Source organism: Microbacterium sp. ABR10, assembly GCF_057812175.1.
Genome location: NZ_CM173821.1, coordinates 128,179 through 139,217 on the forward strand (window position 1 = coordinate 128,179; position 11,039 = coordinate 139,217).

The window sequence follows — 11,039 nt, forward strand, 5'->3', positions numbered from 1 at the left end:
AGACCACAGTCTATCCGCGGCTGCTGATCAGGTGCCGTTGCGGGTGGAGCGCCGCTCGATGAGGACCGTGTCGCGCCATTCGCCGGCGTGCGGACCCAGCTGCGAGCGGGCGATCCGCTCCCGCCGTCCGACGACGCGGAATCCGGCCTGCTCGTGCAGGCGCAGGCTCGCGGTGTTCTCCGGGAAGATGCTGGACTGGATCATCCAGTAGCCGGCGTCTTCGGCCACGGCGACGAACGCATCGAGCAGCTGTTGCCCGATGCCGCGGCCGTGGTGGTCGGGGTGGATGTAGACGGAGTGCTCGATCACGCCACGGTAGACCTCCCGCGACGACACCAGGGAGGCCGCCGCCCAGCCGACCACCGCGCCGGTGTCGTCGGCGGCGATTAGACGGGCGTCGGGGATCTTTTCGGCGTCGAAGTGCTCCCAGGATGGGGTGGTGGTCTCGAAGGTGGCTTCCCCGGCGTGGACGCCGGCGGCGAAGATCCGCTCGACCTGCGGCCAGTCCGCCGCCGTCAGTGCCCGGATCGTCGTCACGAGCAGCACGAGCCCCCACCGGAGCCGAGGTCGGTGGAGCAGACCCCCGTGGTCGGCAACGTCAGCTGGACGTCGGTGGCGGCGGGCATGTCCCCGTCCAGCCACGCGGCGATCGAGCGGACCTGCTCGTAACCGGTGGCGAGCAGGAACGTCGGGGCGCGACCGTAGGACTTCATTCCAGCCAGGAAGAACCCGGGCTCCGGGTGGCGCAGCTCGGCGAAGCCGTGCGGGGAGACGGTGCCGCAGGAGTGCACGTTCGGGTCGATCAACGGCGCCAGCCTGCGCGGCGCTTCGATGATGTCGTCCAACTCGAGGCGAACCTCGCGCAGGATGTTCAGGTCGGGGCGGAACCCGGTCGCGTTCACCACGACCTCGGCAGACAGGAAACCGTCCTCACCGCGGCTCCGCCCGAGCAGCCGAACCCCACCCTCGTGAGGCCGCAGACGGGAGATCTCGAACGAGTCGAGCAGGGTGATCTGGCCGGTGTGGACGAGCTGGTCGACGCGGGAACCGAGACGGGCGCGGTCGGCGAGTTCGTCGTCCGGTGAGGAGGAGACGCGGATCGCGGAGGGGTTGCGGATCAGCCAGGTCACGCGCGTCCCCGGCTCCGTCTTGGCGAGCTCGCTGAGGGCGATCAGGGTGTTCGCGGCCGAGTGCCCGGCGCCGACCACGACAGTGTGCTTGCCCGCGAACGACGCGCGGTCGGCGCCCAGGACGTCCGGGAGGGCGTGCAGGACGAGGCCGCCGACGTCGACGGCGCCGATCGGGTCCAGTCCGGTCGAGGCCAGGGGGTTCGGGGTGGTGTAAGTGCCGGACGCATCGATCACCGCCCGCCCGGTGAGCTCCTCGACGGTCCCGTCGGGCGTCTGAAGGCGCAGCAGGAACGGCGTCTTCTCGCGGCCGGCGCTGCGGGTGCGATCCATGCCCTCCCGCGTCACCGCGACCACGCGGGTGCCGAGCCGGACCCGCGACCCGATCTCCGGCAGCGCCGCGAGCGGCTCGAGGTAGGCGTCGACGAGCTCTCGCCCGGTGGGTGCCCGGCCCTCGTCCGCCGGCGCGGTCCAGCCGGCGGCGTCGAGCAGGCGACGGGAGGCCGGGTCGATCACGTGCCGCCACGGGGAGAACAGTCTCGTGTGACCCCACAGCCGGATCGAAGAGGCGACCCGATCGCCAGCCTCGAGGATCGTGAAGTCGATACCCCGCTCGACGAGGTTCGCCGCTGCCGCGAGCCCGATCGGGCCGGCGCCGATGATCACTACCGGCAGCGTCGCCAGCCGGTCGCTCGTTGCGGTGCGCGGGGTGAGGTCGAGCAGGGTCATGAGAGCGCCTCCGGAGAATATCGATGAACGTCGATGCTCAGTATCTCGACATGTATCGAAACCTGTCAATATCGACTACTGTCGATGCATGCTTACGACGGTCGAGATCACCGACGTCACCCCGGCGGTCGCGTGCTGCGCCTCGCTGATGAAAGAACCCCTCCGCCAGACCGACGCCGAGCAGCTGGCCAAGACCCTCAAAGCCCTCGCCGACCCTGCGCGGTTACGGCTGCTGTCGATCGTCGCCTCCTCAGAGGGGCGGGAGGCATGCGTGTGCGACCTGATCGACCCGATTGGACTGTCCCAGCCGACCGTGTCCCACCACCTCAGGGTGCTCACCGAGGCCGGGTTCCTCAGCCGCTCCAAGCGCGGAACGTGGGCGTACTACCGACTCATCCCCGAGGCGCTCGAGCAGGTCTCCCGGCTCCTGGTGTCCGCTCGATAGCGGTCGTCGTTCCAGAAGGTGTATTCCTGATCGTCCTCGGTGGGACCCGCTCGACGCCGATCGACCGCAGCCGGTCTCCGACAGCGTCCCTTGCGGACGACGTGGCGGAGCGCTAACGTGCAACCAAATGGTTGAACAACAGAGCGACGCCGACATCGACCGGGTCTTCCATGCCCTGGCCGATGCCACGCGACGCGACATCGTGCGGCGCACGCTGGTCTCCGAGCAGTCGGTGACCCAGCTGGCGGCGGCGTACGCGATGTCGTTCGCGGCGGTGTCGAAGCACATCGCCGTGCTCGCCGAGGCTCGGCTCATCACCAAGCGTGCGGAGGGGAGGGTGCGACTCGTGCGTGCCGACCCTGCCGCGCTCGCTCGGGCGCAGCACCTGCTGCGTTCGTACGAAGACCTCTGGCGCGGACGCGTCGACCGACTCGATGCGCTGCTGGCCGAGCCGGAAGCCGCGGCATCCATCCCGCCGACCGAACCCACCCACCCCTGACCCGACGAAGGAGTCGTCATGCCCGTCACATCCGTCGAGAGCGACGCCGAAACGCTCACCATGACCCTTGTCGCCGACTTCGCGGTCGGCCCGGAGCGGTTGTGGGCGGTGTTCACCGACCCGCGTCAGCTCGAGCGCTTCTGGGGCCCTCCGGGCTGGCCGGCGACGTTCGACGCGTTCGACTTCCGCGTCGGTGGGCATGCGAAGTACCACATGACCTCCCCGCAGGGAGAGCGGGCCGGCGGGGCGTGGGAGTTCACCGCGATCGACGAGCCCCGCGGATTCGAGGTCATCGACTCCTTCGCCGACGACAACGGAGACCCCATCGAGGGGATGCCGTCGATGCGCATGGTCTTCACCTTCGAGGCGACGCCCGAGGGCTCACGGCTCTCGAACGTCAGTCACTTCGCTTCGGCCGACGCCCTCGAGCAGGTCGTCGCGATGGGCGCGGTCGAGGGCTCGACCATGGCGATGAACCAGCTGGATGCCGTGCTGCAGGGCCTTCGGGAGTTCGCCCAGGGCAAGGGGACGCAGCTCGAGGTCCTGAGCGACCAGCACGTGCGCATCACACGCCTGATCGACGGCCCGCGCGAGCTGGTGTGGCGCGCGCACGTCGACCCCGACCTGATGCGGCAGTGGATGCTCGGCCCCGACGGCTGGCGCATGAGCGTCAGCGAGGTCGACGTCTCGGTGGGCGGGCGCTACCGCATCGCGTGGGAGCCCGAAGCGGGAACCGAGGGCGAGGGTTTCGGCTTCGACGGCGAGACCCTGCTCGTCGACGAGCCGCGTCGCATCGTGCAGACCGAGCACATGACCGGCACCGACTGGCCCTCCACCACGAACGACCTGTCGCTCTACGAGGAAGACGGCGCGACCCTGGTCACGCTGCTGATCGAGTATCCGGATGCCACCACCCGCGACGCCGTCCTGTCCACCGGCATGGTCGACGGCATGGAGAAGAGCTTCGAGCGGATGGAGCGCGTCGTCCTGGCGTAGCCGGTGCACAACTCTCGAGATCGGCTGTCGCTCGGCGGAAGAGGCCGTGGCGCGTGGGATCTGCAGGAGTTGTGCTGTCCGGGCGGATGGAGCGCGTCGTCCTGGCGTAGCCGAGAGGATGCCGCGGCCTCGGGGCTGCGGCATCCTCTCGCGAACGGGCTCTCGCGGAACCGCGCGCCGAAGCTTGCAGATGTACGCGAACCTCGCAGATTCCGCGGGGAAGTCTGCGAGGAAGGCGCCGTTCTGCGAGCTCCGGCTTCGCGTCAGCTCTTGATGTACCCGTTCGGGTTCAGCACGTACTTGCGCGGGGCGCCCTTGTCGAAGTCGGCGTAGCCCTGGGGCGCGTCGTCGAGGCTGATGGGCGTGGCGTTGACGGCCTTCGCGATCTGCACCTTGTCGTGCAGGATCGCCATCATCAGCTGCCGGTTGTACTTCATCACCGGGCACTGGCCGGTCGTGAACGTCAACGACTTGGCCCAGCCGAGGCCGAGTCGCAGCGAGAGCGAACCGACCTTCGCCGCGTCGTCGACGCCGCCCGGGTCGCCCGTCACATACAAGCCCGGGATGCCGAGGGCGCCACCGGCCGCAGTGACCTCGAACAGCGAGTTGAGCACCGCCGCCGGTGCCTCGTGCGACGAGTCGGAGCCGTGTCCGCGCGCCTCGAAGCCGACCGCGTCGACCGCGGCATCCACTTCGGGGGTGCCGAGGATCTGGTCGATCTGATCGCGAGGATCGCCCTTCGACACGTCGACGCTCTCGAAGCCCAGCGACCGCACCTGTGCGAGGCGCTCCGGGTTGAGGTCGCCCACGAGCACCGCTGCCGCGCCCAGCAGCTGCGCGCCGACGGCCGCGGCGATGCCGACCGGACCCGCGCCCGCGATGTACACGGTCGATCCCGGACGGACCCCGGCGGTGTAGGCGCCGTGGAACCCGGTGGGGAAGATGTCGGACAGCATGGTCAGGTCGAGGATCTTCTGGAGCGCCTGCTCGCGGTCGGGGAAGACCAGCAGGTTCCAGTCGGCGTAGGGGACGAGCACGTACTCGGCCTGCCCGCCGACCCACCCGCCCATGTCGACGTATCCGTAGGCGCTGCCGGGGCGGTCGGGGTTCACGTTCAGACAGATCCCGGTCTTGCCCTCCTTGCAGTTGCGGCAGCGGCCGCACGCGATGTTGAAGGGCACCGAGACGATGTCGCCGACCTTGACGAACTCGACATCGGGACCGACCTCGATCACCTCGCCGGTGATCTCGTGGCCCAGCACGAGACCCGCGGGGGCGGTGGTGCGACCGCGGACCATGTGCTGGTCGGAGCCGCAGATGTTCGTGGAGACGGTGCGCAGGATCGCGCCGTGGGGGACCTTCCGGCCGACGTTCGCCGGGTTCACGCCCGGGCCGTCCTTGAGCTCGAACTCGGGGTAGGGGGTGTCGATGACCTCCACCACTCCGGGTTCTTTGTACGCCACTGCCTTGTTACCGGACATCGTCGTCCTCTCCGGCCGGTCGACCCGACCTGGTCGCGTCGCGCGGGCGGACCCGCAGCGACACCCGACGCGACGTGCGACCGGATTCGGCCGTGAGCGCTGCGGGGGTGCCCTCAGCCAAGACGCCGATGACCGGAACGTCAAGGGATGGCGCGAGACGCCACTCGATGCGTCATCCGCGCGACCCGTCTACTCCGAGGGAGAGGCCCGGCGGACGGCGTCGCGAACGGCCCTCTCGACCTCGGCCGTCACCTCGACCACCGCGAACGACACCGGCCACATCGGACCGTCGTCGAGGTGCGCGGTGTCGTCGAAGCTGACCGTGCCGTAGCGCGTCTTGAACTTCGACGCCGGCTGATAGAAGACGACGACCTTGCCGTCTTTCGCGTAGGCCGGGAAGCCGTAGAAGGTCTTCGGGTGCAGGTGCGGCGCCTCCTCCAGCACGATGACGTGGAGGCGTTCGGCCATCGCCCGGTCGACGCCCTCGAGCTTGTCGATGGCCTCGAGGCAGGCCTCGTTCTCCTTCTCGAGCTTCGCCGCGCCCTTGAGCCCCTTCGTCGCCTTGAGCTCGTCGGCGCGCTGTTTCATGGCCGTACGTTCTTCGTCGCTGAATCCTGCTCCGCCTGCTGCCATGGCATCCACCTCTCGTCGGTCTGCGAGCAGGCTAGCGCCGCTGGCGGCGCGGACACAGGGCCGTGGGCGACGGCGCGCTCGGCGCGTTCGGTCGGGGATCTGCGCAAGGTCAGTGCGATGGGGTGGATGCCACGGAGGTTGTGCGGATTGCCGAGGTTGTGTCGGGGTGGGGTGGCGGCGGCCGGGGGTGGTGGCGCGAGGCGTGTTCGCTCAGGGATTTGCGCAAGGTCAGTGCGATGGGGTGGATGCCACGGAGGTTGTGCGGATCGCGGAGGTTACGCCGCGCCCCACGCCGCGCCCCGCGCCGCGCCGGACGGGCCGGCGCCGCGGAGCGCGTCCACAACGCAGGTCAGGCCTGGCGCAGCCCTTCCTCGAGCGCGACCCACGCGAGCATCGCGCACTTCACGCGCGCGGTGTACTTCGACACCCCCGACAGTGCGGCGGCGTCGGCGAACGTCTCTTCGTCGAGCGCGATCTTGCCGCGCGAGCGCATCGCCTCGCGGAAGCCGGAGATCAACGCCGAGGCGTCGGCGGTCGGCATCCCCTCGTCACCGCCGTCTTCCTGCAGCAGGGCGACGAGCATGGATGCCGACGACTGCGAGATCGAGCATCCCGCGCCCTCCCAGGTGACGGATGCCACGCGGTCGCCGTCGACGTCGACGCGGAGCGTGATCTCATCGCCGCAGATGGGGTTGCGCTGGTGCACCGTGGCGCTGTGCGCGCCCGGTTCGGCGAGGCCGAAGCCGCGACGGTTCTTCGCGTGGTCGAGGATCAGCTCCTGGTACAGCGACTCCAGCCCGCTCACGCGCGTGCTCCCGCCGTGCTCGCGCCGACGCCGAAGAAGCCGCGAACGCCCGAGACGGCGTCGAGGAACGTGTCGATCTCCTCTTCGGTCGTGTGGATCGCCGCGCTCGCGCGCACCGACGCCGTCAGGCCGAACCGGCGGTGCAGCGGCTGTGCGCAGTGGTGCCCGACACGAACGGCCACGCCGCGGGAGTCGAGGAACTGGCCCACGTCGTGCGCGTGCACGCCGTCGACCGCGAAGGCATACAGGGCGATGCGCTCGGCGGCATCCGTGTCTCCGAGCAGGCGGATGCCGTCGATCGAACGGAGCCCCTCGCGCATGCGCGTTTCGAGCAGGGCCTCGTGCGCTCGTGCGGCGTCGAGATCGTGTCCGCCGAGCCACCGCACCGCGGCGGCCAAAGCCACGGCCTGCGACACCGGCTGCGTGCCCGCCTCGAAGCGCTGCGGCGGCGGGAGGTATTCAGCCTTGTCGAGGCTGACGGTGGTGATCATCGACCCGCCGGTGGTGAAGGGCGGCAGCGCCTCGAGCACCTCGTCGCGGCCCCACAGGGCTCCGATGCCGTAGGGCCCGTAGATCTTGTGCCCCGAGAAGACGGCGAGGTCGACCCCGGATGCCGGCAGGTCGAGCGCGAGGTGCGGAGCCGACTGGCACGCGTCGAGCACCGTCAGCGCGCCGACGCCGCGGGCGAGGGTGACGAGCTTCGCGACGGGGTTCACGATGCCGAGCACGTTCGAGACGTGAGGGAACGCCACGACTTTGGTGCGCTCGCCGATGAGGTCGGCTGCGGCGTGCATGTCGAGCATGCCGTCGTCGAGGACGGGGACGTGACGGAGGCGCGCTCCGGTGCGCTGGGCGAGCTCCTGCCACGGGATGAGGTTGGCGTGGTGCTCGGCCTCGGTCACAACGATCTCGTCACCCTCGCCCAGGCGCCCCGCGTAGCCGAGGGAACCGGCGATCAGATTCAGGCCGCCGGTCGCTCCCGAGGTCCACACCAGCTGCTCGGGCTCGGCGCCCACGAACTCGGCGACGGTGATCCGTGCGTCTTCGAACAGCTCGGTCGCGTCGGCCGCGAGCGTGTGCGCACCGCGGTGCACGGCGGAGTTCGCGCGCTCGAGGAACTCGCGCTCGGCATCCAGCACGGCACGGGGCTTCTGGCTGGTCGCTCCCGAGTCGAGGTACACGAGGGGCCGGCCGTCGATCTCGGTCTCGAGGATCGGGAAGTCGGCACGCACGGCGGCGACGTCGAAGGGGAGTGTCACCCCTCCAGGCTACGGCGCGCCGGGTGGGTGCGGGGTGTCGCGCTCGAGGCTGCCGGTCGAGCGTCTCGCCCGCACGGGGGCGTCTCACCGTGAGACGGCGTACCGCCGACCCTGCGGTTGCCGGGTGCAACGTCTGGTCGCCCCGACGCCGTCTCTGTGCCGCGAAGCGCGCGATCCGCCGCCGGTGGGGCGCCGCGTCTCTCGGACCGGGTGACGTCGAGCGTGCACCGGGTGAGAACTGGAAGGCGGGAAGGCAGGAGGGAGGCGGATCTGCACAGGATGGAGGACGGTGTCGTGGGCGGGGCGTCATTGAGTCGTCCCGCGCGTCCCGAAGCGGAAGGCGCATACGTGAGCGATCGAGAACTCAGAACAGACACCGACGGGCGCGCGAAGAGCCTCTCCCGCCGGACGGCCATCGGCGCAGCAGCCCTCTCAGTGCCCGCCATCGTCATGGTGGCCGCCACGCCGGCTTTCGCCGGGTCGACCGACCGGAGGATCACCGTCACGTTGGCCCCGACCGCGGTGCGCGTGGGCGAGTCGTCTTCGGTCACCGTTCGGGTGACGGATGCCGCGGGAGTGCCGTCGGCCGGCCAAGCGGTGTCCCTCTCCGCGTCGAGCGGTGTGACGCTCGGGCGGTCGAGCGGCCTCACCGACGGATCGGGAACTTTCTGGACGACGGCCAGGGTCACCGCGTCGATGTCGGAGGGCACGTCGACCATCACCGCCGTCTCGCCCGGCGCGGGTGGCACGGTCACGGCTACGGCCACGCTGGCGTACGGTGATCCCGCACTGGAGGTCCGTTTCAGTCCCGACCCGGGCAAGGGCGGGACACCCTCGGTGGTGACGGCGACGCTGACCATCAACTCGGTTGCGGTGGAGGGCAGCACGGTTTCGATCTCGTCGTCCGAGTCGCGGCTCGTCTTCACCCCCGCCAGCGGGCCGACCGATGCCGCCGGAACGTTCACCTCGTCCTTCACGCCGTTCCCCAGTGGCACTCCGCGATCGGCGGACATCTTCGTCGGAAGCTCGACCTACGGCACGATGGTCGTGGCCCGTTACGTCTGGCTCACCCCCGTGAACTGAGCCACCCCGTCAGCCGGGCTCCCGGGCCGGATCCGGGCAGGACGCGCCCCCTGCCTCGTCAGGGCGACGCCGTCTCGGTGCCGCCGGGCGCGTGAGACGCGTGAGAATCGCGTCGGCCGCCGTATGGGAACCGTCAGCGCGGCGCATCCCGCGGAGGTCGGCGCGTAGACCGGATGCCATGACCCTCACGGCCCTGCTCCCCACCCTCCGATCCAGCATCCCGGCGCCCTTCGATCCCGCGGCGTGGCCCGCTGGATCCCTGCCCACCCTCGACGACGTCACGGTGCGGGCGATGTCGGTCGGCCGGTACGCCGACATCTGCGGCACGCCCTGCGTGTGCACGGGCCCGGCCGTCATCCCGGCGTCGGGTGGGGTGGCGTCCGCGACGCTGTCGACGACGGTGATCGTGGCGACGGTGGTGGATGCCACCCCCGACACACTGAGACTCGACGCGTGCGCCGCAGGACTCGACGTGGTGTGGCGCGAAGCGCGACTGCTCGGCCGGGTGTCGCACGCCTACGACGAGCCCTTCGCGGTCATCGACGCGCACGGCAGCGAGGCGCGCGCCACGGTCGTGCTCCCTGGAGATGTCCGAGTGGGTGATCGCATCGCCGTCCCCTGCCCCGGGTGCCACACCCTCGGGGAGGTGCGTTGATGCTGCTCCACTCGATCGTCTACGCCTGCCGCTGCGCACGCGTGCAGGCGGAGTTCGATGCCTGCGCCGATGACGACCCCGCACCTCTCGCGCCCATCTCGTGAGTCGCGCGGACGTCGCCGCCGACGCGGAGCCGCCCTCGGCCGGTGTGGAGGTGATCAGGCGAGCCCCGGTCTTTCGCGAGAGGTCTGCCGTCGACGGCGGGGCCGGTCGGCCGGGAGGTCGTCGAACGGTCATCGCGGGTGCCGGAATGGGAATAGTGGCATGTGAAGATGTGATTCTCAGTATTTGTTTGTGCTTGCATTTCATCGGTGAACATGCCGGAATTCAGGAATTCGGTATTTCTTGACTTCGTGGCAGAAAGGAAATTCGGCCGCAATTCGGGCGCACTAATATGCCCGGATGACCGACATGAGCCGTGAATATCAGACGCCCTCGCTCGAGATTCTCTTGCGCATCCACGGGTGGCGCGCCCGGAGGCAGGGCGACGGATGGGAGATCGGTCCGCGGGCCAGCCCCGTCTGCATCCGACCGGGGGCGAAGGGGGCATTCGAATTGGTCGTCGACGGTGAGGCCCTCGCCCTCCCCGATGAGCCCGCGGTCATCGATTTCCTCTCGCAGGTCGCGCTGAGCCGCGCACGCGAGGGCTCGCCGCCGCAGTGAACGGGACGACGCGCCTGCCGGTCGGGGTGATGCGGTCGCGCACGATGCGGCGTCGCGGGAGGGTCTTCGTCGGGCGAGGTCGCGTGGAGTCGAGGTGACGCGGGGGAGCAATCTCTGCACGAGAGACGCCGGGCGGGGTGCGCCTTCTCTGTCACCGGCGTCGCGTGGCAGCCGCGTCGACATTGCGCCGACTCGCAGCCGGGCTCGGCGCCCACCGGTCATGAGCAGGCGCGAGGACGCGGAATTTCTCCGCGGGACGAACACATATATGTTCTGGGTCCCGATTCGGACGTGAGTGGAGATGAAGAGTTAACGTTCGTTCAGCAACCGGGGCTGCCGTGACTAGACCCTCCGTCGGATCCGAGCATGAGATTCTTTGCGCACGTCTTTCGCGCAATCTCGCCATCGAAGTACATAATGCGCGTAACAGTTTGGGGTATTCCCAAGAAGAGGCTGCGCTGAGGGCGGGGATCGCGCCTCCGGCACTGGGTCGAATCGAGCGCGCACGCTTCTCGCACTACCCCTGGGCGAATCCCACGTTGGAAACGCTCGTTCGCCTGCACTCGTCGTTCCAGATCGATCCCCTCCGCTGGATTCGGAGCCTTTCCGACGACTAGATCTCGTCTACTCGGCCGCGCCGCGCGCGCCGCGCATGTTCGCGCAC

The 11,039-nt window shown here is 69.6% G+C and carries 13 protein-coding genes; 7 read left to right on the plus strand and 6 right to left on the minus strand.

What is annotated here, in order from left to right:
• Window positions 1-27: 27 nt before the first annotated feature.
• Window positions 28-537: a GNAT family N-acetyltransferase gene (locus ACXKZF_RS00595; protein ID WP_488986020.1), complete on the minus strand. Its 510-nt coding sequence runs from the start codon at window positions 535-537 to the stop codon at window positions 28-30.
• Entirely contained in the window at window positions 534-1,856 is a 1,323-nt protein-coding gene (locus tag ACXKZF_RS00600) for an NAD(P)-binding domain-containing protein (RefSeq protein WP_488985053.1), read from the minus strand. Before ACXKZF_RS00600 ends, ACXKZF_RS00595 begins: the two co-directional genes overlap by 4 nt.
• An 88-nt stretch (window positions 1,857-1,944) precedes the next feature.
• Between ACXKZF_RS00600 and ACXKZF_RS00605 the strand changes: the two genes are divergently transcribed.
• From ACXKZF_RS00605 to ACXKZF_RS00615, 3 genes are all read left to right on the plus strand, one after another.
• On the plus strand, window positions 1,945-2,301 hold the full coding sequence (locus tag ACXKZF_RS00605) for an ArsR/SmtB family transcription factor (protein WP_488985054.1): 357 nt from the start codon (window positions 1,945-1,947) through the stop codon (window positions 2,299-2,301).
• Window positions 2,302-2,428: 127 nt separating this feature from the next.
• Window positions 2,429-2,800 (plus strand): ArsR/SmtB family transcription factor, encoded by a 372-nt coding sequence (locus ACXKZF_RS00610; protein ID WP_488985055.1) that lies wholly within the window; start codon window positions 2,429-2,431, stop codon window positions 2,798-2,800.
• 18 nt (window positions 2,801-2,818) lie between these two features.
• Window positions 2,819-3,796 carry an SRPBCC family protein gene (locus tag ACXKZF_RS00615; RefSeq protein ID WP_488985056.1) on the plus strand — a complete coding sequence of 326 codons (978 nt, stop codon included), beginning with the start codon at window positions 2,819-2,821 and terminating at the stop codon, window positions 3,794-3,796.
• 263 nt (window positions 3,797-4,059) lie between these two features.
• Here ACXKZF_RS00615 and fdhA read toward each other — a convergent pair whose 3' ends face one another.
• From fdhA to ACXKZF_RS00635, 4 genes are all read right to left on the minus strand, one after another.
• Window positions 4,060-5,277, minus strand: a complete 1,218-nt coding sequence (gene fdhA / locus ACXKZF_RS00620; RefSeq protein ID WP_488985057.1) for a formaldehyde dehydrogenase, glutathione-independent — start codon at window positions 5,275-5,277, stop codon at window positions 4,060-4,062.
• Between the two features lie 189 nt (window positions 5,278-5,466).
• Entirely contained in the window at window positions 5,467-5,865 is a 399-nt protein-coding gene (locus ACXKZF_RS00625; RefSeq protein WP_488985058.1) for a hypothetical protein, read from the minus strand.
• Between the two features lie 394 nt (window positions 5,866-6,259).
• Window positions 6,260-6,715: a Fe-S cluster assembly sulfur transfer protein SufU gene (sufU, locus tag ACXKZF_RS00630; RefSeq protein WP_055953097.1), complete on the minus strand. Its 456-nt coding sequence runs from the start codon at window positions 6,713-6,715 to the stop codon at window positions 6,260-6,262.
• Entirely contained in the window at window positions 6,712-7,974 is a 1,263-nt protein-coding gene (locus tag ACXKZF_RS00635; RefSeq protein WP_488985059.1) for an aminotransferase class V-fold PLP-dependent enzyme, read from the minus strand. The genes sufU and ACXKZF_RS00635 overlap by 4 nt, the downstream gene beginning before the upstream one ends.
• 348 nt (window positions 7,975-8,322) lie before the next feature.
• Here ACXKZF_RS00635 and ACXKZF_RS00640 point away from each other — a divergent pair, with 348 nt between their 5' ends.
• The 4 genes from ACXKZF_RS00640 to ACXKZF_RS00655 all read left to right on the plus strand — a co-directional run bounded on the left by ACXKZF_RS00640 (window position 8,323) and on the right by ACXKZF_RS00655 (window position 10,992).
• On the plus strand, window positions 8,323-9,057 hold the full coding sequence (locus ACXKZF_RS00640; protein ID WP_488985060.1) for an Ig-like domain-containing protein: 735 nt from the start codon (window positions 8,323-8,325) through the stop codon (window positions 9,055-9,057).
• Between the two features lie 178 nt (window positions 9,058-9,235).
• Window positions 9,236-9,712, plus strand: coding sequence for a hypothetical protein (locus ACXKZF_RS00645; protein ID WP_488985061.1), 477 nt, complete (start codon window positions 9,236-9,238; stop codon window positions 9,710-9,712).
• A gap of 402 nt (window positions 9,713-10,114) precedes the next feature.
• Window positions 10,115-10,375: a hypothetical protein gene (locus tag ACXKZF_RS00650; protein ID WP_488985062.1), complete on the plus strand. Its 261-nt coding sequence runs from the start codon at window positions 10,115-10,117 to the stop codon at window positions 10,373-10,375.
• Window positions 10,376-10,713: 338 nt separating this feature from the next.
• The gene (locus tag ACXKZF_RS00655; RefSeq protein WP_082484825.1) at window positions 10,714-10,992 is read left to right on the plus strand and encodes a helix-turn-helix domain-containing protein; all 279 of its coding nucleotides are present in this window, start codon (window positions 10,714-10,716) and stop codon (window positions 10,990-10,992) included.
• Window positions 10,993-11,039 lie beyond the last annotated feature (47 nt).

What these genes read in the sequence shown, in the direction of transcription:
- ACXKZF_RS00605 (WP_488985054.1), top strand. Translation starts at nt 1,945, where the DNA reads ATGCTTACGACGGTCGAGATCACCGACGTCACCCCGGCGGTCGCGTGC.
- ACXKZF_RS00615 (WP_488985056.1), top strand. Translation starts at nt 2,819, where the DNA reads ATGCCCGTCACATCCGTCGAGAGCGACGCCGAAACGCTCACCATGACC.
- ACXKZF_RS00625 (WP_488985058.1), bottom strand. Translation starts at nt 5,865, where the DNA reads ATGAAACAGCGCGCCGACGAGCTCAAGGCGACGAAGGGGCTCAAGGGC.
- ACXKZF_RS00600 (WP_488985053.1), bottom strand. Translation starts at nt 1,856, where the DNA reads ATGACCCTGCTCGACCTCACCCCGCGCACCGCAACGAGCGACCGGCTG.
- ACXKZF_RS00645 (WP_488985061.1), top strand. Translation starts at nt 9,236, where the DNA reads ATGACCCTCACGGCCCTGCTCCCCACCCTCCGATCCAGCATCCCGGCG.
- ACXKZF_RS00610 (WP_488985055.1), top strand. Translation starts at nt 2,429, where the DNA reads ATGGTTGAACAACAGAGCGACGCCGACATCGACCGGGTCTTCCATGCC.
- ACXKZF_RS00650 (WP_488985062.1), top strand. Translation starts at nt 10,115, where the DNA reads ATGACCGACATGAGCCGTGAATATCAGACGCCCTCGCTCGAGATTCTC.
- fdhA (WP_488985057.1), bottom strand. Translation starts at nt 5,277, where the DNA reads ATGTCCGGTAACAAGGCAGTGGCGTACAAAGAACCCGGAGTGGTGGAG.